This is a genomic window from Catenulispora sp. GP43, assembly GCF_041260665.1.
Taxonomy (GTDB): domain Bacteria; phylum Actinomycetota; class Actinomycetes; order Streptomycetales; family Catenulisporaceae; genus Catenulispora.
Genome location: NZ_JBGCCT010000015.1, coordinates 178,564 through 199,067, shown reverse-complemented (window position 1 = coordinate 199,067; position 20,504 = coordinate 178,564). Strand labels below are relative to the sequence as shown.

Below are 20,504 nucleotides of genomic sequence, written 5' to 3'. Positions count from 1 at the left end.
AACCGCTCCGCTCAGCGGATGCCGAGCTTACGCATGAATCGCAGGCCCTTGATGGTCTTCTCGACCTGCTTGGTCCAGTCGGTGTCCGGCGGGTTCGTCAGCACCTGCTTCTTGAGCACGGCGACGTTCTGCACGTCGGTGTACTTCAGCATGCCGGCGTCGCCGTGGCGGCTGCCGACCCCGGAGGCCTTGAACCCGCCGGAGGTGCTCTTCTTCGAGGCGTAGGAGGCGGCCAGGCCGTCGTTGACGTTGATGTTGCCGGCCTCGATCCGGCGGCCGACGGCCTCGGCGGCCTTGCGGTCGCCGCCCCAGACGCTGGCGTTCAGGCCGTACTCGGTGTCGTTGGCCATCGCCACGGCCGCCTCGACGGAGGCGTACGGGTAGATCGCGGTGACCGGCCCGAACGTCTCGGCCTTGGCCAGGGCCATGTCCGGGGTGACGTCGGTGAGCACGGTCGGCTCGAAGAAGGCCGGGCCCAGATCGGGGCGGGGCTTGCCGCCGGTCAGGACGGTGGCGCCCTTCGCGACCGCGTCGTCGACGTGCGCCTGCACCCGCTCCCGCTGCGCGACCGAGACCAGCGAGCCCATGTCCGGCGAGAAGTCGTAGGCGGCGGCGACCCGGATCGCCTGCACGGCTTCGACGAAGCGCTTGGTGAACTCCTCCCTGCGCCGCTCCGAGACGTAGATGCGCTCGATGTGCATGCACGCCTGGCCGGTGTTCAGGAACGTGGCGGTGACGGTGCCGGCGATCACCTCGTCGAGGTTCGCGTCGTCCAGGACGATCAGCGGGTTCTTGCCGCCGAGTTCGAGCGTGCAGCCGATCAGCTGCTGCCCGGCCTGCGCCCCGATCACCCGGCCGGTCGCGGTCGAGCCGGTGAACATGACGTAGTCGGCGCCCTCGATCAGCGCGGCGCCGATGTCAGGGCCCGCACCGCAGACGATCTGCACCAGGCCGGCGGGCATCCCGGCCTCGTAGAGCAGGCCGACGCCGTAGGCGACGTTCAGGGTGGACTTGTTGTCCGGCTTCAGCACCACGCCGTTCCCGGCGATCAGCGCGGGCATCGCGTCGGACAGGCTGGTCGCGAACGGGAAGTTCCACGGCGAGATCAGGCCGACGACCCCCTTGGGGATCCGGACCTCGGTCGAGGTGGAGACCAGCGGCACCACCCCGCCGTGCTTGCGCTCCTTCAGGATGCGCGGCGCCGCCTTGATGTAGTGGCTGGTCACCATCAGCACGTCGCAGGTCTCCTCGAAGGCCATCCGCCGCGCCTTGCCGGTCTCGACCTGCATCAGGTCGGCGACCACCAGCCCGCGCTCCAGCAGCAGCGCGTGGAACCGCTTCATCACCCCCAGCCGGCGCTTGAGCGGCCAGGAAGCCCAGACCGCCTGCGCCGCTCGGGCTGCGGCATAGGCGGTCCGGACATCGGCGGGATCGGACTGCGGCAGGTCCACGACCTCGTCGCCGGTGTAGACCTCGGTCACCGCGTGGACGCGTCCGCTGGTGGCCACGACCATGCCGGTGAGCTTCGCGAGCAGTTCAGAGGTGACCGAAGGCGGCAGGCTCATGGCGGGAATGTAACGCGTTCTAGTTGAGATGTCTTCAGTGTCGTGACTGGCGGGTCGTGATTGATGGTTGTGCCCGCGTGCCGGTGTCGTCATACGAGCCGTGGTCGATGGTGTGGACCTTCGCGGTATCGCGTGCGGCTGCTCAGTGCTGCGGAGGGCACGCCTGGTCCATCGGCACCTCGGACGAGAGGCTGATCGTCTCCGTCCCCCAGGGTCGTTCCACGCGGACGGGGATCAGGAGCGGTCCGGCCGGGACGGCCGCGCAGTCGGTGACCCGATAGGCGACGACCATGATTGCCGTCTGGCCCGGGCGCAGGTCGAACGGAGGCTGCCTGCCGCCCATCTCCGAGGCCTGCTTCAGTTCCCCGGTGTCCGTCGGGCCGACCAGGCGCAGGCCCGGGCCGTCATGCCCGATGCCGGTCACGCGGACGGTGGTCCAGCCGTTGTTCTTCACGGGGACCTGCTGTGTGAAGACCTTCGGGTTCACCGTCGCCGAGCTCTGCAGTCCCGTGTCGGGGTCGTACGTGATCTGCGCCCGTACCAGGCCGGAGCGGTCGATCGCGAAACCGGCCACCAGGACGACGGCGGCGGCCGTGGCTGCCGCCGCCGCGCGCCTGCGCTGGCGTCGGCTCAGGCCGCCGGCGTGTGGGTCGAGCTGCTGCCACACATCGTCGTCGACCCACTGCTTGACGCCGGTGCCCTGCTTCAGGACCGCCCCTGGTTTCATGTCTGCCCCCTGACACAACCGGCCGAGCCGTTCTCGGCGTGGACAATGTAGCAATGTCTCGCTACATTGACCACCATGTCAGTGTCCTTGATCGCAATCGTCGGCCTGTGCGCGGCCCTCCTGCTCCTGATGACGGCGAACGCCGTGGTCGGCGCGGTGCCGCGCCGGCGCGTCGAGGAGTTCGCACGCCTGCACTCGCTGCGGGTGACCCCGGGCAACGGGAACCAGATCATCGCCTACCGGGCGACCACCCGGAGGTGGCGCGCGATCGGTTTCGCCGTGGGGGTGCTGGGCTCGGCGGTCGTCACCTGGTCCTTCTTCGTCGACTTCCAGTGGGCGCTGGCCGGCTGGTTCGGCGGCGCCGCCGTGGCCGAACTCCGGGTCGCGCACCTGGACCGCGGGCCGCGGGCGTCGGCCTCGCTGGCGTCGCGCCGGGCCGCCGACTACCTGCCGTGGGCCGGACGCTGGGCCGTGCCCGGCACGATGGCGGTGTGCGTGCTCACCGCCGTGGTGTGCGTCGTCCGCCATCGCTCGAACCCCGACGGAAATCTCAGGGCCATGGCGCTGTGCACGGTGATCGGCCTGGCGCTCGGCGCGGTCGCGCTGGCGGCGCAGCGCCACGTCCTGCGCCGCCCGCAGCCGCTGGCCGAGCCCGACCGGATGGCCGCCGATGACGCGATCCGCTCGCGCTCGCTGCACGTGCTGGCCGCAGCGGGGATGGTGCTGGTCGGCTCGTGCATCGGCGCGCAGCTCGACGCGGCCGGCGTCCTGGGCCGCAATCACCAGACCGGCATCGTCGGCGCGCTGCTCGCCATCGGCTTCCCGATCGCCGGACGGATCCTGGCCTACTGGCCCCGGCCCGCGCGCGAGACCGCCTCGCCGGGGTCGGCCGCTCCGGAACCGGCATGATCGTCGAACTCGACGACACCAGCCCGGTCCCGCCCTACGAGCAGATCCGCGCCCAGGTGGCCGCGATGATCGGCTCCGGCGCGCTGCCGCCGGGAACCCGCCTGCCCCCGATCCGCCAACTCGCCGGCGATCTGGGCCTCGCGGTGAACACCGTGGCGCGCGCCTACCGCGAACTGGAGGCCGCGAACCTGGTCGCCAGCCGGGTGCGCACCGGCACGGTGGTCGCTCCCCGCGCCCCGCACGAACCCGACGACCGCACCGCCGCCGACACCCGCCGCCTGCTGACCGAGGCGGCCCGGTCGTTCGCGGCCACCACGCGGCGGCTGGGCATCGCCGACCACGACGCGCTCGCGGCGATCACGGCGGAGTTGCGGGGCGATGCGGGCTGAGGCGGCCCGGTCGCCGGGCACGAAGCGCTTGGTGTGGTCGCGGCGGAGTTGCGGGGCGATGCGGGCTGAGGCGGCCCGGTCGTTTGCGGCCACCAGGCGGGGCCAGCGCCTTCGTATTTCTCAAGCCCGTCCGGCCGCATGCTTCGTACCGCCGCCCAGAACCGCCCGGATCCCTTCGGCCAGGCCGGTGGTATCGGTGGTGCCGAAGGCGACCCGTTGCAGCATCAGTCCGTGCAGCAGCCCCATCGCCGCGCGGGCCGCGAGGTCCGGGTCCGCGCCCGGGGGGATCGCGCCGGCACCCTGACCGCGCCGCAGCGCGTCGGCGATGCTGCGGCGCACGCCCTCGAAGCCCGCCGTCGCGCCGTCGCGGACCTCTTCGCTGCGAAGGATTTCCGACCAGGTCTGGACCACGCAGCGCAGCAGTTCCTCGACCGGCACGGTCCGGCCCGCCGCGTCGGTCACCGTGTCCTGCTCGATCGTCGCCAGCGAGGCTGCCACCAGGTCGGCGACGGTCGGCGCGGCCGTGGCATCGGCCAGGCGCCGGACCGGTTCGAAGACCAGATGTGGACGCCAATCGCACGGCCGTCGACACCTTCCTCAGGTACCACTACGAGCAGGGTCTTTCGAGGCGGCTGCCGACATGCGAGGACATCTTCGTGCCGGTGGATTAGTGCGTCCCCGGCCCTGGCCGACCGCCCCAGTCGGAGCTACGGTGCCCCCGTGCGCAAAGTTGGCCAGACAACTATCTGTTGGCTATACAAGTTCGATCCGTTCATCGGGCAAGGATCTCCCGTCAACCTTGCGTACCCATAGTCCTACTGCACGTAGTCCAGGTCCGTAGCCTGCCCACACTCGCTGAACGGAAGAGGATCCCGTATGACTTCTCTGTCCCCGCGCCGCGTCGCCGGAGGCGGCAGAACAGCCCTGCTCGCCTCGACCGCCGCGCTGGCCCTGCTTTCCGGCGTGATGTCCGTGACCGCGGCCCGGCCCGCGCACGCCGCCACCATGAGCGGCAACCTGCTCGTCGACTCCGGAGCCGAGAGCGCGGCCCAGTGCTCGTCCAACGGCCTGGACGACATGACGATGCCCGGCTGGACGATCGTCTCCGGCGATCCGAACGCCGTCTGCTACGGCGCGTCCGGCTATCCGGACGCGAGCACTCCGGGTTCGCCCACGCGCGGGAACCAGTTCTTTGCCGGCGGGGGGACCGGGAACTCGGATCTGGCACAGACCGTCGACGTGTCCTCGGCCGCGTCGGCGATCGACGCCGGGGGCGTGCCGTTCAACCTGTCCGGCTGGCTCGGCGGGTACGCCGGCCAGAACGACCGCGTGGGGATGACCGCGACGTTCCTCAACGCGGCCGGCGCCTCGGTCGGGACCGCCGCCATCGCTCCGGTGACCAGTACCGACCGTGGCCTGGTCACCAAGTTCCTGCAGCGCTCGGCCACCGGGACGCTGCCGGCCGGAACCCGCTCGATCAAGGTCGACCTGGGCTTCATCTGGACCGCCGGGGACACCACTGACGGCTACGCCGACGACGTGTCGCTGACCGTCGGCGCGAACGTGCCCACGCCGGCGCTCACCGCCCCGCCGTCCTCGGTGCCGGGCTTCGACCACGTCTTCGTGGTGTACATGGAGAACGAGGACTACTCCGGCATCGTCGGCAACACCTCGCAGGCCCCGTACATCAACAGCCTGCTCTCCCAGGGCACGTCGCTGAGCCAGGCCTACGCCACCACGCACCCGTCCGACCCGAACTACGTCGCCCTGGCCGGCGGCGGCCTGTACGGCCTGCACGACAACAGCATCGCCACCACCACGATCAACGCCCCGCATGTCGGCAACAGCGTCGAGGCGGCCGGCAAGACGTGGAAGACGTACGTGGAGAACGAGAACGGGAACTGCGACTACGGCTCGCACGGCTACTACTCCCCGGACGACGTGCCGTTCACCTTCTTCCAGAACTTCAAGTCCGACGAGTCCTCGACCGGCTACTGCGCCCAGCACGACCAGCCGCTCACCCAGATGACCACCGACCTGAAGTCGGCCGCGACCACCCCGAACTTCGTCTGGTTCGAGCCGGACGACTGCGACGACATGGAGTCCTGCGGGGTCACGGCCGGCGACAACTGGCTCAAGGCCACGCTGCCCACGATCTTCAACTCCCCGGCCTGGACCCAGCAGAAGTCCCTGCTGATCCTCACCTGGGACGAGGGCGCGACCAAGGCCTACGGCCCGAGCTACCCCAACCGCATCCCGGCCCTGCTGCTCGGATCGCAGAACTCGGTGAAGGCCGGCTACACCAGCTCGCAGCGCACCGACCAGTACGGCCTGCTGCGCACCGTCGACAAGGCCCTGGGCCTGGCGCCGCTGACCAACAACGACGCCTACGCGGCCACCGTCAACGACGCCTGGGGCGGGACCACCAACACCGGCCCGACGCTGACGACCTCGACGCCGAATGTGGCGAACGGCTCGTCGGTGACGTTCTCCTACACCACGCCGCCGGCGACGAACAGCGCGAAGAACTGGATCGGCGTCTACAAGCCGAGTGACACCCCCGGCAGCCAGGCCTCCACTGCTTGGCAGTACACGCCCGGAACCAGCGGCAGCGCCACGTTCACCGCGAACTACGGCGCGGGCACCTACAAGGTCTACTACTTCAGCAACGACGGGTACTCGGTCCTGGCCGGGCCCGTGACGCTCACGCTGAGTTAGCTCACACGCTTCCCTGATCCCGGCATCATGATCCGGCATCACCGCCGGGATCAGGGAAGCTTGAGCCGTGAACGAAGACTCCGACAGCGCTACTGACTCCGACTCCGACTCCGACTCCGACTCCGGCCCCGACACCGCCGCCGCCCCGGCCGGCTACCGGCGCTCGGCCGGCACGCCCCGTGCCCAGGCGCGCCGGCGCGAACTGCTCGACCGCGTCACCGACGACCTGGCCGAGCACGGCCTGGTCGACTTCTCGCTGCGGCGGGCGGCCAAGGCGGCCGGGACCACGCACAAGGTGCTGCTCTACCACTTTGACGGCGCCGAGGACCTGTTGCGCGAGGCCGTCGAAGTGCTGCGGGAGCGGCGCCTGGCCTCCTCGCTGGCCGCCGCCTACGCCCCGGACCAGGCCCCGACGCTGGCCGGCCGGGTCCGCGCCGTCTGGCCGGTGCTGACCGGCTCCGGCGAGGGACAGCGGGCGCTGGACCAGGCGCTCGGCCTGGCGATGTACGACCCCGACCGGCACGCGGCGCTGGCCGTCGACGCCGCGGGCCACTTTCTGCCGGCGCTGCGGGCCATGTGCCCGCCGCAGTGGAGCGACCAGCGTAAGGACGAGATCGCCGAGGTGGTGTTCGCCGCGTTGCGCGGCTTCCTGGTGCAGCGCCGAACAGGAGGTTCGGACGGCGGCAGCGGCGGCGAGGCCGGGCTCGCGGCGCTGTTGCGGATGCTGGAGCGGGAGGAAGACGCCGACTGACGGCCGCTCGCCGCGCGCAGTTGTGAACCATGTGGTTCACTTTAGATATGAACTCGATAGAGCTTTCCGCAGGAGTCATCGAGTACGAAGACCGCGCCGGCCCCGGCCCCGCCCTCGTCTTCCTCCACGGCCTGCTGATGGACGAGACGCTGTGGACCGCCGTCGCCGACGACCTGGCGCCGGGTCGGCGCTGCGTGATCCCGGTCCTGCCGATGGGCGCGCACCGCACGGGGATGCACCCCGACGCCGACCTGTCGCCGCACGGCATCGCCGCGCTGGTCGCCGAGTTCCTGGCAGCCCTCGACCTCCGCGACGTCATCCTGGTCGGCAACGACACCGGCGGGATGCTGGTGCAACTGCTCATGGCAGACGGGCCGGCGGAGCGGATCGGCGGCGCGGTCCTGGTGTCGTGCGACGCGTTCGGCAACTTCCCGCCGGGGCTGACCGGACGCACGCTGTTCCTCACCGGCAAACTCCCGCCGGCGTTGTTCGGGATGTTCATGCAGCAGATGCGCCTCAAGCTGGTGCGCCGTCTCCCGCTGGCGTTCGGCTGGCTCACCAAGCGCGGCGACACGGTCGTCAAGCGGTGGATGCGGCCCATCTGGCGGCAGCGGGAGATCCGTCGCGACACGGTTCGGGTTCTGCGTGCGGCAGCCGCGGACCGGGACGTGCTCACCGTCGCGGCCGGAAAGCTGGACCGGTTCGACCGTCCGACGTTGATCGTGTGGGCACAGCGCGATCGGGTGATGCCGCCGGAGCACGGCCGCCGGCTCGCCGAACTGATTCCCGGCGCCCGCCTGGTCGAGGTCGAGGACTCATACACCTTGGTCCCGCTTGACCAGCCGGCCCGGCTCGCGGCGGAGATCCGGAGTTTCGTCGGCGAGGTCGACGGCTCCTCGGCGGCTAAGACGCCGCTGCTTCTGCGGCCAGACGAGTGAGGGCGTCGGCGACACTCTCCTCGCGGGCCTGCCGCCAGCCGGTGCCGGCCCACAGGTGGACCAGGTCCGTGTCGCCGGCCGCGGCGGCCGCCTTGCGCAGTCCGGTGGTGAGGTGGTGCAGCGCCGGGTAGCCGAGCGGGGCGCGGGCTTCGTAGGCGTCGATGAAGCGGTTGCGCAGAGCCCGCGCGGGACGGCCGGTGAACGCGTGGGTCAGCGTGGTCTCCGTGAACGCCGGGTCGGCCAGGGCGGCCCGGTGTGCGGTGGAGGTGCCGCTTTCGTGGGCGCGCAGCAGAACGGTGCCGACCATCGTGGCCTGCGCTCCGGCGCGCAGGGCGTCCGCGACGTCCGCGCCGGTGGCGATGCCGCCCGCGGCCACGACCGGTAGCCCGATCGCCTGCCGCACGTCGCTGACCAGGTCGGGAAGCGGGATGGGGACGAGAGGCTGAGCGGGGGAGAAGGTCGCGGAGTGGCCGCCGGCGGCCGGGGCCTGCACGATCAGCACATCGGCGCCGATCTGGGCGGCGGCAAGGGCTTCGGCGCGCGTGGTGACGGTCTGCGCGACCACGGTGCCCGCGTCCTGCAACGCCTTCACGGTGTCGGCGCCCGGCAGCCCGAAGGTGAACGACGCCAGGGGGACCGGATCGCGCAGGAGCAGGTCGAGCTTGTCCGCCCAGGAGTCGTCGTCCTCGTTCCGGGGCTGCTCGCTCGGCAGGATGAGGCCGTAGCGATCGGCTTCGGGTTGCAAGGACCGGCCATAATCGCGGTAGTCCGGCACGGCGACCGGCACCGGGTTCGGCGCGAAGAGGTTGACGCCGAACACCGCCCCGGACCCGCGGACCTCGGCGATCTGCGCGGCCAGCGCCTCGGGGGTCTTGTAGCCGGCGGCCAGCAGCCCCAGCCCGCCAGCCTTCGCTGCCGCGACGACCATCGCGGGGGTGCTGGGTCCGCCGGCCATCGGGGCGGCCCAGACGGGCAGGTCTGCGTGGAGGGAGGCCAGGTCGCGGGTCATGGCGTGACTCCTTGGTGCGGGTTGGTGCAGGTTGGTGCGGGGCGGTTCTGGGCGGTTCTGGTCGGTGCGCCCGTCGTGGCGGGCCCACCGACGACGTTACGTCACGTTCATCGCGCCGTAGTGACTGTTCATCCGTCGGGAAGTCATTGCCATGCGCCAGAAGGGGAAATAGGCACTCTGGCATATCGGCTCTCGGGATTGGAGAGTCTTATGGTGTGTCGATGCCACTGATAAGCCCCTCGCGGTTCGACGGGCCCCTTGTGGGACGGGACGCGGAAAGCGTGCGCCTGGAACAGGCCGTCAGCATGCTGCGATCGGGGCACGGCGCCGTCGTGGAGATCGTCGGCGATCCCGGAATGGGCAAGACCAGCCTGCTGACCGCGCTGGCGGCGCTGGTGTCCGAGAGCGGTACGCGGCTGGCCCGCGGTCATGCGGTCCGCGGCGACGCGGCGCCCGGCCAGATCTTCGCCAGCGCGTGGGAGGAACTCCTGGGGCCGGGCACGCTGGACCGCGAGGCCGCGTTGGATCCGCAGTCGGCCAGATCCCTGGCGGCCGGCTGGGCCGTCGGGGCCGGCGGTGCGGTGTTGCTCGACGACGTGCAGTGGTGCGACCCGCGGTCCGTCGAGATCGCCGTGGGGCTGGTCCGCAATCCCGTGCCGGGTCCGTTCCTGCTGGCGCTGGCCCACCGTCCGCGGCAGACGAGTCCGGCGCTGCTGGCCGCGCTGGACGACGGCGTCCGGATCGGGACCGTGACCCGGATCGAGGCCGCGCCGCTGGCCGCCGACGCCCTGTGCGAGCTGGCTGTCCGCTGGGCCGGCGGTTCGGCGGCCAGGGGTGCTGGGACTTCCGGCACGGCCGCGGACGAGGTCTGCGACCACCGGTTGGGCGAGGCGGCCGGCGGCAGCCCGCGCAATCTCAGGATCCTGCTGGCCGGCGGCTGGGACCCGGTGCTGTGGCCGTTCCAGGCCGGCGGCGACCCGGGCGGGCTGCTGCGGGAGGCCGCCGCGCTGACCTCCGAACTCGACCTGGTGTCGCCGGAGGCCGGCGTGGTCCTGCGCGGCGCCGCCATCCTCGGCGACCCGTTCCGGCCCGAGGACGTCACCGAGGTGTGCGGGCTGCCCGCCGACCGCGTCCTGGTCGCGCTCGGCGAACTGGCGCGGGCCGATCTGGTGCGGGCGCGCGGCGACGGTGAGTTCGTCTTCCGCGATCCGGTGCTGGGACACGTCGCCCATGAGCACTCCAGCTTCTCCGAACAGTCGGCGGGACACCGGCGTGCGCTGGACCTGCTCGTCAAGCGCGAAGCCGCCGCGACTGCGCAGGCCCGGCACGCGGAGAACCTGCTGGGCACCGCCTCGGAGACCGCCGCGCCGATCCTGGCCCGGGCCGCCGCCGAGGTGGTGGCGCGCGACCCGGCCGCCGCAGCGCACTGGTCGCGCCTGGCGCTCGAATACATTCCGCACGGCGGTCCGGCGCGCTCGGAGCTCGAGATCCTGCTCTGCCGGGCCCTCATCGCCGTGGGCCGGCTCGACGAGGCCCGGACGCTGGTCCACCGCGTGCTGGGACACGTCGCGGACCTGCCGTGGCAGCTGGCGCTGCGCGCGTACGGGGCCGCCGCGGACGTCGAGCGGCTGCTGTGCCGCTACGCCGAGGCCGAGGCCATCGCCGCCACCGCGCTCAGCCTGCTGCCGGACCCCGGGCCCGGCGGGTCGCTGCCGCTGGAGGCCGTCATGATGGTCTACGAGTACGCGCTGGTGCAGACCCTGAATGGGGACCACGTCCAGGCCCGCGAGATGATCCGCGCGGCGGTGGACACCACCGCCCGGCCCGTGCACCCGACCGAGGTCGCGATCCGCTGCCTGGCGCTGTGTCAGGACTCGTATCTGGGCGACGTCGAGACCGCCGTGCTCGCGATGCGGCAGTGCGCGAACGCCGTGGACGCGCTGGCCGATCCCCAGGCCGGCCAGTCCCCTGAGATGTTCGCCACCCTCGGCATCGCCGAGCTCTACCTCGAACGTTTCGGCGACGCCTCCCGGCACCTGAAGCGCGGCCTGAAGGTCGCCAGCGGCGGCACCCAGCTGCACGTGGTGCTGCACCTGCTGCTCGCCCTGGCCTCCGTGGACCTGTTCACCGGCCGCTTGGGCACAAGCACGGAGTGGGCGGTGCAGGCCGAACGGCTCGCCACCGCCATCGGATCCGAGGAGGGCGTCGGTCTGGCCAAGGCGGTCCGGGCGTCGGCGATGATCTGGACCCGCGGGCAGCGCGACGTCCGGGAGATCCTGGCGCTCGCCGAGTCCGCGATCGCCGACGTCGAATCGCACCGCAGCTGGTGGGCCCTGAGCGCACTCGGCTTGGCGGCACAGGTGCAGCTGCTCGGCGGCGACCCCGAGGGCGCCCTGCGGACCATGCTGGAGCGCGCGGACGGACAGGACGTGGCGGCGGCGCAGCCCGCACTGGAACCGTCGCTCAAGGGCGTGATGGCCATGGCCGCCCTCCGCTGCGGCGACCTGGCGGCGGCACGCCACTGGACCGAGGACGCGGAGTCCGCCGCGGCCCGGCTCGCCCTGCCCGGCCAGACCGCGAGCGCCATGCGCGCCCGCGCCGCACTCCACCTCGCCGACGGCCGCCCCGAACTGGCCATGGACCTCTTCGAACGGGCCGCGGACCGCTTCGACCGCGCCGGCGCACCGATCCAGCGGGCCTGGACCCAGGCGATGGGCGCCGCCGCGGCCGACGCCGTGCAGGGTCACGACGCGGCGCTGGTGTGGCTGGACGCGGCTTCGGCCGCAGCGGACGCGCTCGGCGCGCTGTGGGTGCAGGAGGACACGGCCCGCGCGCGGGCCGAGTTGGAGACCGGCCGGAGCGACGGGGACGCGGATGCCGGCGGCGGCACGGACGGCGATGGTACGGACGGCGGCGACGCGGCGCGGGCGCAAGGCAACGGGCCGCTGGGCATGCTGAGCGACCGGGAACGCGAGATCGCGGCGCTCGCCGCCGAGGGGATGCGGTCGCGGGAGATCGCGCAGCGGCTGTTCCTCAGCCCTCGGACGGTCGAGGCGCATCTGGGGCGGGTGTATCGGCGGCTGGGGGTCTCGTCGCGGGGGGAGTTGCCGCGGATCATCGGTAATCAGGGGGAGAAGAGCGGCTGAGGCAAGGCTTAAGCGTTGTCCTTGTGCCGAGCGTAGTGTCGCGCCGCCCGCGCCCGATTTCCGCAGGCGGGGCCGCAGAATTCCTGGCGCGGGTGGGTCCGCGCGAAGAACTGCACGCAGCCCGGTGCCTGGCACGCGCGTAGTGCCTCACGCTCGGCCCCACCGAGCAGCGTGATGGTGTGGCGGGCGATGGTTCCGAACAGGGCCTCCGGGCCGTCCGCCCCCGCCTTCTCTTCGACGTGTCCGCTGCCGTCGAGTTCGAGCCAGAAGGGCGCGCCTGCCGAGGCCGTGTTGACCACCCGCAGCGCCTCGGCCGGATACGGCTTCTCGGCGATAGCCGCGCTGATCAGGGTCCGGATGCCGTCGCGCAGCTCGGTGAACCGGGCCGTTCGGGTCTGCGGGATCACGTCGGGTGCCTCGGGTGCCTCGGGCGCTTCGGTCGCGTCGGTCCCATTGCTGTGGGCCGCCAGCCACGCCGGCAGGGCGTCGCGGGTCTTGCCGCGCACCATGTGGAGCGTGTTGGCCAGGTCGAGGGCGAGCGAGGGTCCGGCTTCCATGTTTCTTATGGTACTCGACACTTGCATCCGTTAGAAGTCTCTGCCACTCTTCTCACGCATGACGACCATAACTCCTGTTAGAACCCCAGGTGACGCCGACACCCTGTGGCGCAACGCCGACTTCCTGAAGTTCTGGTCCGGCGAGACCCTGTCGCTGTTCGGCACCCAGGTCACCAACCTCGCGCTGCCGCTCACCGCGATCCTGTCCTTCCACGCCGGCGCCGGGATGGTCGGCGTGCTGCGGTTCCTGCAACTGGTGCCGTATCTGGTGCTGGCGCTGGTGTTCGGCGCGCTGGCGGACCGGATGCGCCGCAAGCGCGTGATGATGGTGGCCAACGCGGCGCGGATGCTGCTGGTCGGCGCGATACCGGTGCTGTCGGCGACCGGGGCGCTGACCTTGCCGCTGCTGCTGACGCTGGCGTGCGCGATCGGGGTGTTCTCGGTGCTGTTCGACGTCAGCTGGATGTCGTTCGTCCCGACGCTGGTCGGCGATCCCGCGCGCTACCTGGAGGCGAACCAGAAGACCGGCGTGACGGCCTCCAGCGCGGACGTCGCCGGGCCGGGCTTGGCCGGCGCGATCATCGGTGCGCTGACCGCGCCGATCGCCCTGGCCGTCGATGCCGCCTCGTATGCGGTGTCGTTGGCGACGCTGCTGTGGATCCGCACGCCGGAGCCCAAGCCGGCCGGCGCCGATGCCGACGCGGGAGCCTCGGCCGGCAAGCGGCGCAGCATCCCGGGCGAGATCGCTGAAGGCCTGCGCTTCGTCCTCGGACACCGGCTGCTGCGATCGCTGGCGCTGATCGGCCCGTTCACGAACTTCTCCATGGTGTCCGTCTGGACGATGTTCCTCGTCTACGCCTCCCGCGACCGCGGTCTGAGCCCGGGGCTGATCGGCGTGGTGTTCTCGGTCTCCTCGATCGGCGGCCTGATCGGCGCCGCGCTGTCCCGCAAGCTGCTGGCGCGCCTGCCGCTCGGCCCGGTCTGGGCGGTGTCGATGTCGGCGCTGTTCGCCGGCCCGCTGCTGATCGCGGTCGCCGGCGGGCCCCGGGCCGCGGTGTTCGGCTGCTTCACCGCGGCGTTCTTCGTGTCCTACCTCGGGCTCGGCGTCGCCAACGTGGTCGGCGTCAGCCTGCGCATGAACGCCACGCCGCCGCAGTTGCGCGGGCGGATGACGGCGGCCTTCCGGACACTGCTGTTCGGCGGCGGCTCGCTGGGCGGCCTGCTCGGCGGCCTGCTGGCCCAGACGCTCGGCGCGCACACCGCGATCACGGCGGTCGCGATCGGATCCGCGGTCATGCTGCTGCCGGTCGCGCTGTCGCCGGTGTCGAGGCTGCGGGATCTGCCGTAGGTGCCCGGTCCGACGGCGCCGCCGGACATTGTTACTCGGCGAGCACGCCCACGCGGTAGGCGGCCAGGCCGGCCACCACCCGCTGCCGGTAGGAGCTGAGTGTCTCGAACGAACTCATAGTGGAAGTCACCCCAGCGCCGGACCGTCGACGTGCTCAACCTTCCCCTGCGCGTCGACCGTGTACAGCGCGATCCCCAGCCTGCTGCGCACCTCGGACGGCACTCGCTGCGCGAACCGGACAACCGTCTTGGCCACCACCAGTACGTAGATGGTGTCCGCTTCGTCCTTCATCCGCCGCAGAAGCTGTCCGTAGCCGGTGTCGAGGTCGGTGCCGGAATCGCGGCTGAACCCCTTCGCCTCCCCGACGAGCCGCCGGCCGTCGGGATGCCGCGCCTCGATGTCCGGGTGGTTCCCGTGCGCCGGGAGCTTCGTGAGCGTCCAGCCCCGCTCTGCGAGCCAGGCCGAGAAGACCTCGACGACAGTGGCCTCGGAGCCGGGGCCGTTGATGGGGCTCCACAGATCTGAATTCGACACGTGCGCAGGATATGTCGGCCGCTACGCCTCCAGGGCGGCGCGCTGGGCCCGGGTGAGCGTCTTCACGACCAGGTCGTAGGAATCCTCGATCATCTCCAGGACCATCTGGTCGCTCAGGGAGCCGTCGATCGTCACCGTGTTCCAGTGCCGCTTGTTCAGGTGGTAGCCGGGGCGGATCGCGGGGTGCGCGGCCCGCAGGCTCAGGGCGAGCTCCGGATCGCATTTCAGGCTCACCGACAGCGGCGTGCCGTCCAGGCGGCTGATCGCGAACACCTTCCCGGCGACCTTGAATACTGAGACGTCGGCCCCGAAGGGGAAGTCCTCGACGGCTTCGTGGAGGGCGAGGCACGCCGTCTTCAGCTCGTTCGGAGTCATGGGCCCACAGTATTCGGGCCTTCTGACGCCCCCGCCGGCCGGACGTCCGCGCCGCCGGTCACCGGGCCCACGTCGCGAACGTGTACCCCCGTGCCTTCAGGGCCTTGAGGATCCCGCCGAGTGCCGCGACGGTCTGGCTGCGGTCGCCGCCGCCGTCGTGGAGCAGCACCACCGACCCCGGCCGGACATGGCCGAGCACCCGGTCCCGGATCGCGGCCGTACCGGGCCGCGACCAGTCGCGCGGGTCGACCGTCCACAGCGCGATCTTCTTGCCGAGCGCCGCGGCCCGGTCCCGCACGGTGGCGTCCACCGCGCCGTACGGCGGCCGGAGGCAGCAGGGGCGGTGGCCGGTGTGCGCCTGGATCTGCCGGTCGGTGGCGCTCACCTGGTACTGGAACTGGGCCGCCGACAGGTGCCGCAGGTCGGGATGGGACCAGCTGTGGTTCTGCACGCTGTTGCCCCGGCGGTACACCAGGGAGGTCAGCGAGGGGTGCGCGGCCACGTTCTGGCCCACTTCGAAGAACGTCGCGTGGACTCCGTACTGCGCCAGGACTTTGAGGACCTGCGGGGTGTAGAGGCTGGGACCGTCGTCGAAGGTGATGGAGACGACCTTCTTGCTCGCCGCGGCGGCGGGTGCCGCCGAAAGCGTGACGCCGAGCAGACCGAGGACGGCCGTGACGGCGAGGGCACCGGCTCTGGGCAATAGTCCTTTGATCATTTCAGACGGATTCCCCGCGCCTGGCAGTAGATGACTGATTGACTAGGATTTCCCCCATTAGGCCCTGGGATCTCGTCGCCCTTCCACCTCCGGCCCGACCGGCGAGCGGATAAACGCAAATCACACTATTAGCGCCTTTTTCAGCGATAGGAGTAGAATTCGAAATGTCCACGGAAGCGTTTTCTCACTGACGTCCGAGCTGGTGTCGCCCCTGGGCCTTAACAGGTCCCTCGTGGACCGGACGGGCGGCCACTATGGCGCTTCCCACCCTCCTTTCCCCACCCCTGCGGGGCGATACCTGCGGAGCCCCGCTGCTGCCGCGGCTGGTCCTGGAGCCGACTCTGTCGCAGACCGGCGTTTTCGACGGCGCCTGGTGGCCGCGCTCGAACCACATCCGCGCCGAGCTGCCGGACCTGATCACGGCGCTGACCGCCCACCTGGGCCGGGTCGTGCGGGTCGGTCTCGATGCCGAGGGGTGGGACGACGTGCCGCGCAGCGTCACCGTGGACGGCCGGGTGATCAGGATCAGCTGGTTCCCGGGCAATGACCGGACCATCAGCGTCAGCCTCGGCTTCCAGAACCACTTCCTGCTCTTGGTCGTCCCGTCGTGGACGGGTGCGGGAACGGCGAGGACGGCCATGGCCGAAGCCGCCGAGCGCGGCAACCGCGCGACCGCCGCCGAACTGTTGCGGTGACGGCGCCGGCTCCGTGAATCCGTGAGTCCGTGAATCCGAGCTCTTATTCACTGTGGCGGATTGAGCAACGGGGCCGCGAGTTTTCCTGCTGGTACCCTCGGTAGAGACACCGTCCTCCAGCGGCGGTGCAGCCCACCGGCACAGCGCAGCATCGTGCTCCGCGTCTTGGTCTCCGGTCAGGGTCGTGGTCGCCCTTCGAAAACGCGATCGCCTCGAAATGCTCAACCGCGAGCAGCGACGATACGCCGTGCTCGCCCTTCAGCCGATCGACGAAGTGAGGGCTCCCCATGACCAGTTTCGGCTTTCTGAGCACCTACCCGCCCACCCAATGCGGCCTGGCCACCTTCAGCGCGGCCCTGCTGCGCCAGCTGACCGGCCAGGAATCCGGTGACCGGGCCGGTGTGGTCCGGGTCGTCGAGACCGTGCAGCCGGCCGTCTATCCGGACGTCGTCGCCCAACTGGTCAACGGCTCGGCGGGCGGTCCGGCCACGGCCGCGGCGGTGCTGAACCGCTGCGACGTCGCCGTGGTGCACCACGAGTACGGCATCTACGGCGGCCGGGACGGCGAGGACGTGCTGCGCGTCCTGGACGAGACGAAGGTCCCGATGATCGTGGTGCTGCACACCGTCCTGGCCGCCCCCACCGCGCACCAGCGCCAGTTGCTGGAGCGGATCGCCGACGCGGCCGCCGCGGTCGTGGTGATGTCCCGGACCGCCGCCGATCGGCTGCGCGAGGGGTACCTGGTCGACACCGCCAAGGTCTCGGTCATCCCGCACGGTGTGCACAGCAGCCGGCGCCTGTCGCCGGTGGCGTCCCACGATCCGTTCGCCCCGCCGGCGCCGGCCGCCGCCGCGCGACGCCCGATAGTGCTCACCTGGGGTCTGCTCGGGCCGGGAAAGGGCATCGAGCGGGCGATCGAGGCCTTCGCCGGGCTCGGCAGCATGGATCCGGCGCCGCGGTATGTGATCGCCGGCCAGACGCATCCCAAGGTCCTGGCACGGGAGGGCGAGACCTACCGGGGCTCTTTGCGCGCGCGGGCGGAGGAACTCGGTATCTCGGCAGACGTCGAATTCCATCCCGGATACCGCAATCCCGATGTCCTGATGGACCTGGTGCGCAGCGCCGACGTGGTGCTCCTGCCCTACGACTCCACCGAGCAGGCGACCTCCGGTGTGCTCGTCGAGGCGGTGGCCGCCGGCCGGCCGATCATCGCGACCCGGTTCCCGCACGCCGTGGAAATGCTCGACGGGGGCACCGGTCTGCTGGTGGCCCACGATGACATCCCGGCCATGACCGAGGCGCTACGGGCGGTCCTCACCCAGCCGGCCCTGGCCGCGTCCATGACCGAGGCCTGCGGCCGGATCGCGCCCGACCTGGCCTGGTCCTCCGTCGCGGACGCGTACCGGGCCCTGGCCGAGTCGCTGCTCGATGCCCCGGTCACGGCCCCGGCTACGGCTACGGCTACGACCACTGCCACAGCTACAGCCCCGGCCACGGCCACGGCATGAGGCCCGGAGTCTCCTTCGCCCACCTCCACCGGCTCAGCGACGACACCGGCCTGTTCGAGCACGCCCGCGGCACCGTGCCGCGCCGGGAGCACGGGTACTGTCTCGACGACGTCGCCCGCGGCCTGCTCGTCATCTGCCGCGAACCCGAACCGGACGCCGGCCTGATCGCGCTGGCCGAGACCTACCTGGCCTTCATCGCTCACGCTCAGGACCCTGATGGCGCGTTCCACAACCGGCTCGGCCTGGACCGGCTCTGGCACGACGAACCCGGCGTGGGCGACTGGTGGGGACGCGCGCTGTGGGGTCTGGGCACCGCCGCGGGCCGTGGCCCGCGGCCGTGGATCCGCAGTGCGGCCCTGGAGTTGTTCGAGGGCGGTGCGGCGCTGCGCTCGCCCTGGTCGCGCAGCAACACCTTCGCGGCGCTGGGCGCCGCGGAGATCCTGGCCGCCGATCCCGGGCACGAAGCCGCGCGGGCCCTGCTCGCCGACGCCGCCGGACTCATCGGAGCGCCGCGGCCGGACCCCGCGTGGCCGTGGCCCGAGCCGTGGCTCAGCTACGCGAACGCCGCTCCCGTCGAGGTCCTCATCGCCGCCGGGCATCTCCTGGCGGACGAGCGGCTGCTCGCCGACGGTCTGACTTTGCTGGGCTGGCTGCTGGACGAGCAGACCCGGGACGGGCACCTGTCCCCGACCCCGGCCGGCGGCCGCGGCCGGGGCTGGACCGGCCCGGGCTTCGACCAGCAGCCGATCGAGGCCGCCGCGCTGGCCGACGCGTGTGCCCGGGCGTTCGCCGTCACCGGTGCCGACCGCTGGGAGTCGGGTCTGGCCAGCACGATGGCCTGGTTCCTGGGGATGAACGACTCGGGCGTCCCGCTCGCGGACCAGGCCACCGGCGGCTGCTGCGACGGCCTGGAGAACGGCGGACGCAACGAGAACCAGGGCGCGGAATCGACCCTCGCGCTGATCTCGACATTCCAGCACGGCCGAAGGCAGGGGAAGGGACTTCTCGACGGCGGATCGACCGGCCCGGATTCGTGACGCGTTTTGGCGGCGTTCGAATCCGTGCTACAGTGATCTTGTTGCAGTAGTGGTACCCATGAACTTAGTGTGCGCCTGATGCTTTGCGGCCCCAGGCGCCTTTTGTTTTTCCGGAGTCATCCGGTTGGGGTCATTTCGGCGACCGGGACTCCGCGCGGTGCGGAGACCCCATCGTTCCCCACACCGAGGAGGAAATCATGACTGACGGTACCGTGAAGTGGTTCAACGCGGAAAAGGGCTTCGGGTTCATCGAGCAGGACGGCGGCGGCCCCGACGTCTTCGCGCATTTCTCGAACATCGCCGCCGACGGCTACCGCGAGCTCCAGGAGGGCCAGCGGGTCAGCTTCGAGATCACGCAGGGCCAGAAGGGCCCGCAGGCTGTGAACATCGTTCCGGCCCGATAGCCGAACGGATCTCCCGGGATTCCGGGTGATTCTCAAGTGCGGCCCGACACCTGTTCCAGGTGTCGGGCCGCACTTTTGCGTCAGGCGGCGGTACGGAGTTTGGTGAGCGCCTCGGCGAGGATCGCCTCGGCATCGGCGTCGCTGCGCCGGTCGCGGACGTAGGCCAGGTGGGATTTGAACGGGACCGCCGGCGCCAGAGCCGGAGGGCTGTCGGGGTCCAAGCCGGCGGGACGGTGACAATCGCGGCAGTCCCAAGTCGTGGGGGTATCCGCTGAAGCCGCGAAGATCGGACTGGTCGAATGGCCGATCGCGCACCAGAAGGTCACCCTGACCTGTGCGACTGACGCGCCGCGTTCGTTCTCGCCGCTGGGGCCTGCGCCTATTCTGCTCCCGCGTATCCCGCTACGTCCCATATTTTGGAGCCTCCTTTGCCGCGGCCGGCTCTGAGCTCAGCTGAGCGAACCGTTCCGCTGTGACGAACAGTACGCCTCCCACGCGCGATTCAGCTCTCGCCGACCCGTGCGGTCTTCACTCTGGCGGTAAGAGGACGAAAAAAACGCACCCGGTAAGGCGGCGACCGGGCGTAGCATGGGGGTGGCCGAGGCTATTTCCGTACACCGATATCCGAATCGGTGTCTGCCTGGGGTCACAACCGATCTCTCATCGGATCAGACGGGCGGCCTCCGGTATGTCGGAGCACTTCATCCCCGCAACCCATGAACGAGAACCAGAACCAGAACTCCGGCACTTCGCCTCCGGCTGTCTGCCGCGTCTGGCCCTGGAACCGACGATGGCGGGAACCGGGCTCTTCGACGGCGCCTGGTGGCCCCGGTCCTACGCCCTGGCGGCCGAGCTGCCGGACCTGATCACGGCGCTCGGCGCGCATCTGGGCCAGATCCGCCGGGTCGCCCTCGACACCGCGTGCTGGGCGGACGTGCCGCGCTCGATCACGGTGAACGGGGAGATCGTCAGGATCGGCGGGCTGACCGCCAGCGCGGAGACCATAAGTCTCAGACTGGGGATCCTGGACCAGCGGCTCCTGCTCGTCGTGCCTCCCCGCACGGCCGGGCAGGCCGCGGCCGCCGCGATGGCGTGCGCCGCGACGACCGGGAACAACACTTCGGCGGGGGAGCTGTTCGGCCCGGGGGGTATCGCGTTCGACCAGGGGTGAGCCCC

At 71.1% G+C, this 20,504-nt stretch carries 21 protein-coding genes; 12 read left to right on the top strand and 9 right to left on the bottom strand.

From position 1 onward, the window contains the following. Positions 1–11: 11 nt before the first annotated feature. A complete protein-coding gene (locus ABH926_RS28745) occupies positions 12–1,565 on the bottom strand; it encodes a succinic semialdehyde dehydrogenase (protein ID WP_370368946.1) in 1,554 nt (517 codons plus the stop codon). 142 nt (positions 1,566–1,707) lie between these two features. Beyond that, positions 1,708–2,292: a hypothetical protein gene (locus tag ABH926_RS28740; protein ID WP_370368945.1), complete on the bottom strand. Its 585-nt coding sequence runs from the start codon at positions 2,290–2,292 to the stop codon at positions 1,708–1,710. A 75-nt stretch (positions 2,293–2,367) separates the two neighbouring features. On the opposite strand from ABH926_RS28740, the gene ABH926_RS28735 reads away from it, so the two are divergent. Both ABH926_RS28735 and ABH926_RS28730 read left to right on the top strand, forming a co-directional pair. Next, the gene (locus tag ABH926_RS28735) at positions 2,368–3,201 is read left to right on the top strand and encodes a hypothetical protein (RefSeq protein ID WP_370368944.1); all 834 of its coding nucleotides are present in this window, start codon (positions 2,368–2,370) and stop codon (positions 3,199–3,201) included. Further along, positions 3,198–3,590, top strand: coding sequence for a GntR family transcriptional regulator (locus ABH926_RS28730; protein WP_370368943.1), 393 nt, complete (start codon positions 3,198–3,200; stop codon positions 3,588–3,590). Before ABH926_RS28735 ends, ABH926_RS28730 begins: the two co-directional genes overlap by 4 nt. 120 nt (positions 3,591–3,710) lie before the next feature. Here the strand turns inward: ABH926_RS28730 and ABH926_RS28725 are convergent, their stop codons facing one another. Then, the gene (locus ABH926_RS28725) at positions 3,711–4,088 is read right to left on the bottom strand and encodes a TetR family transcriptional regulator C-terminal domain-containing protein (protein WP_370368942.1); all 378 of its coding nucleotides are present in this window, start codon (positions 4,086–4,088) and stop codon (positions 3,711–3,713) included. Positions 4,089–4,466: 378 nt separating this feature from the next. Here ABH926_RS28725 and ABH926_RS28720 point away from each other — a divergent pair, with 378 nt between their 5' ends. The 3 genes from ABH926_RS28720 (at position 4,467) to ABH926_RS28710 (ending at position 7,997) form a co-directional block, all read left to right on the top strand. Then, positions 4,467–6,308, top strand: a complete 1,842-nt coding sequence (locus tag ABH926_RS28720; RefSeq protein WP_370368941.1) for an alkaline phosphatase family protein — start codon at positions 4,467–4,469, stop codon at positions 6,306–6,308. Positions 6,309–6,375: 67 nt separating this feature from the next. Beyond that, positions 6,376–7,059, top strand: coding sequence for a TetR/AcrR family transcriptional regulator (locus tag ABH926_RS28715; RefSeq protein WP_370368940.1), 684 nt, complete (start codon positions 6,376–6,378; stop codon positions 7,057–7,059). 47 nt (positions 7,060–7,106) lie between these two features. Next, on the top strand, positions 7,107–7,997 hold the full coding sequence (locus ABH926_RS28710; protein WP_370368939.1) for an alpha/beta fold hydrolase: 891 nt from the start codon (positions 7,107–7,109) through the stop codon (positions 7,995–7,997). Here the strand turns inward: ABH926_RS28710 and ABH926_RS28705 are convergent. After that, positions 7,963–9,006: an NAD(P)H-dependent flavin oxidoreductase gene (locus tag ABH926_RS28705; RefSeq protein ID WP_370368938.1), complete on the bottom strand. Its 1,044-nt coding sequence runs from the start codon at positions 9,004–9,006 to the stop codon at positions 7,963–7,965. The genes ABH926_RS28710 and ABH926_RS28705 overlap by 35 nt on opposite strands. A 221-nt stretch (positions 9,007–9,227) precedes the next feature. Between ABH926_RS28705 and ABH926_RS28700 the strand changes: the two genes are divergently transcribed. Beyond that, positions 9,228–12,152 (top strand): LuxR C-terminal-related transcriptional regulator, encoded by a 2,925-nt coding sequence (locus ABH926_RS28700; protein ID WP_370368937.1) that lies wholly within the window; start codon positions 9,228–9,230, stop codon positions 12,150–12,152. Positions 12,153–12,160: 8 nt separating this feature from the next. Here the strand turns inward: ABH926_RS28700 and ABH926_RS28695 are convergent, their stop codons facing one another. Then, the gene (locus ABH926_RS28695) at positions 12,161–12,709 is read right to left on the bottom strand and encodes an ABATE domain-containing protein (protein ID WP_370368936.1); all 549 of its coding nucleotides are present in this window, start codon (positions 12,707–12,709) and stop codon (positions 12,161–12,163) included. A gap of 58 nt (positions 12,710–12,767) precedes the next feature. Here ABH926_RS28695 and ABH926_RS28690 point away from each other — a divergent pair, with 58 nt between their 5' ends. Next, on the top strand, positions 12,768–14,057 hold the full coding sequence (locus tag ABH926_RS28690; RefSeq protein ID WP_370368935.1) for an MFS transporter: 1,290 nt from the start codon (positions 12,768–12,770) through the stop codon (positions 14,055–14,057). Positions 14,058–14,183: 126 nt separating this feature from the next. On the opposite strand, the gene ABH926_RS28685 is transcribed toward ABH926_RS28690, so the two are convergent. Genes ABH926_RS28685 through ABH926_RS28675 form a run of 3 tightly spaced genes read right to left on the bottom strand, consistent with a single transcriptional unit; the run spans position 14,184 to position 15,669 of the window. Further along, the gene (locus ABH926_RS28685; protein ID WP_370368934.1) at positions 14,184–14,591 is read right to left on the bottom strand and encodes a hypothetical protein; all 408 of its coding nucleotides are present in this window, start codon (positions 14,589–14,591) and stop codon (positions 14,184–14,186) included. 21 nt (positions 14,592–14,612) lie between these two features. Further along, a complete protein-coding gene (locus ABH926_RS28680; protein WP_370368933.1) occupies positions 14,613–14,966 on the bottom strand; it encodes an MmcQ/YjbR family DNA-binding protein in 354 nt (117 codons plus the stop codon). Positions 14,967–15,024: 58 nt separating this feature from the next. Beyond that, a complete protein-coding gene (locus ABH926_RS28675; RefSeq protein ID WP_370368932.1) occupies positions 15,025–15,669 on the bottom strand; it encodes a polysaccharide deacetylase family protein in 645 nt (214 codons plus the stop codon). 269 nt (positions 15,670–15,938) lie between these two features. On the opposite strand from ABH926_RS28675, the gene ABH926_RS28670 reads away from it, so the two are divergent. The 4 genes from ABH926_RS28670 (at position 15,939) to ABH926_RS28655 (ending at position 19,328) form a co-directional block, all read left to right on the top strand. After that, positions 15,939–16,379, top strand: a complete 441-nt coding sequence (locus tag ABH926_RS28670) for a DUF5994 family protein (protein WP_370368931.1) — start codon at positions 15,939–15,941, stop codon at positions 16,377–16,379. Between the two features lie 287 nt (positions 16,380–16,666). Continuing rightward, the gene (locus ABH926_RS28665) at positions 16,667–17,887 is read left to right on the top strand and encodes a glycosyltransferase (protein WP_370368930.1); all 1,221 of its coding nucleotides are present in this window, start codon (positions 16,667–16,669) and stop codon (positions 17,885–17,887) included. Continuing rightward, a complete protein-coding gene (locus ABH926_RS28660; RefSeq protein ID WP_370368929.1) occupies positions 17,884–18,924 on the top strand; it encodes a glycosyltransferase in 1,041 nt (346 codons plus the stop codon). The genes ABH926_RS28665 and ABH926_RS28660 overlap by 4 nt, the downstream gene beginning before the upstream one ends. A gap of 197 nt (positions 18,925–19,121) precedes the next feature. Further along, positions 19,122–19,328, top strand: a complete 207-nt coding sequence (locus ABH926_RS28655; protein WP_370368927.1) for a cold-shock protein — start codon at positions 19,122–19,124, stop codon at positions 19,326–19,328. Between the two features lie 80 nt (positions 19,329–19,408). On the opposite strand, the gene ABH926_RS28650 is transcribed toward ABH926_RS28655, so the two are convergent. Then, positions 19,409–19,741 (bottom strand): RNA polymerase-binding protein RbpA, encoded by a 333-nt coding sequence (locus ABH926_RS28650; protein WP_370368926.1) that lies wholly within the window; start codon positions 19,739–19,741, stop codon positions 19,409–19,411. Between the two features lie 275 nt (positions 19,742–20,016). Between ABH926_RS28650 and ABH926_RS28645 the strand changes: the two genes are divergently transcribed. Continuing rightward, a complete protein-coding gene (locus ABH926_RS28645) occupies positions 20,017–20,499 on the top strand; it encodes a DUF5994 family protein (RefSeq protein WP_370368925.1) in 483 nt (160 codons plus the stop codon). Positions 20,500–20,504 lie beyond the last annotated feature (5 nt).

Coding starts and splice junctions, on each gene's coding strand:
- ABH926_RS28745 (WP_370368946.1), bottom strand. CDS start 1,565: ATGAGCCTGCCGCCTTCGGTCACCTCTGAACTGCTCGCGAAGCTCACC.
- ABH926_RS28740 (WP_370368945.1), bottom strand. CDS start 2,292: ATGAAACCAGGGGCGGTCCTGAAGCAGGGCACCGGCGTCAAGCAGTGG.
- ABH926_RS28735 (WP_370368944.1), top strand. CDS start 2,368: ATGTCAGTGTCCTTGATCGCAATCGTCGGCCTGTGCGCGGCCCTCCTG.
- ABH926_RS28730 (WP_370368943.1), top strand. CDS start 3,198: ATGATCGTCGAACTCGACGACACCAGCCCGGTCCCGCCCTACGAGCAG.
- ABH926_RS28720 (WP_370368941.1), top strand. CDS start 4,467: ATGACTTCTCTGTCCCCGCGCCGCGTCGCCGGAGGCGGCAGAACAGCC.
- ABH926_RS28710 (WP_370368939.1), top strand. CDS start 7,107: ATGAACTCGATAGAGCTTTCCGCAGGAGTCATCGAGTACGAAGACCGC.
- ABH926_RS28705 (WP_370368938.1), bottom strand. CDS start 9,006: ATGACCCGCGACCTGGCCTCCCTCCACGCAGACCTGCCCGTCTGGGCC.
- ABH926_RS28700 (WP_370368937.1), top strand. CDS start 9,228: ATGCCACTGATAAGCCCCTCGCGGTTCGACGGGCCCCTTGTGGGACGG.
- ABH926_RS28695 (WP_370368936.1), bottom strand. CDS start 12,709: ATGGAAGCCGGACCCTCGCTCGCCCTCGACCTGGCCAACACGCTCCAC.
- ABH926_RS28690 (WP_370368935.1), top strand. CDS start 12,768: ATGACGACCATAACTCCTGTTAGAACCCCAGGTGACGCCGACACCCTG.
- ABH926_RS28680 (WP_370368933.1), bottom strand. CDS start 14,966: ATGACTCCGAACGAGCTGAAGACGGCGTGCCTCGCCCTCCACGAAGCC.
- ABH926_RS28670 (WP_370368931.1), top strand. CDS start 15,939: ATGGCGCTTCCCACCCTCCTTTCCCCACCCCTGCGGGGCGATACCTGC.
- ABH926_RS28665 (WP_370368930.1), top strand. CDS start 16,667: ATGACCAGTTTCGGCTTTCTGAGCACCTACCCGCCCACCCAATGCGGC.
- ABH926_RS28660 (WP_370368929.1), top strand. CDS start 17,884: ATGAGGCCCGGAGTCTCCTTCGCCCACCTCCACCGGCTCAGCGACGAC.
- ABH926_RS28655 (WP_370368927.1), top strand. CDS start 19,122: ATGACTGACGGTACCGTGAAGTGGTTCAACGCGGAAAAGGGCTTCGGG.
- ABH926_RS28650 (WP_370368926.1), bottom strand. CDS start 19,741: ATGGGACGTAGCGGGATACGCGGGAGCAGAATAGGCGCAGGCCCCAGC.
- ABH926_RS28645 (WP_370368925.1), top strand. CDS start 20,017: ATGTCGGAGCACTTCATCCCCGCAACCCATGAACGAGAACCAGAACCA.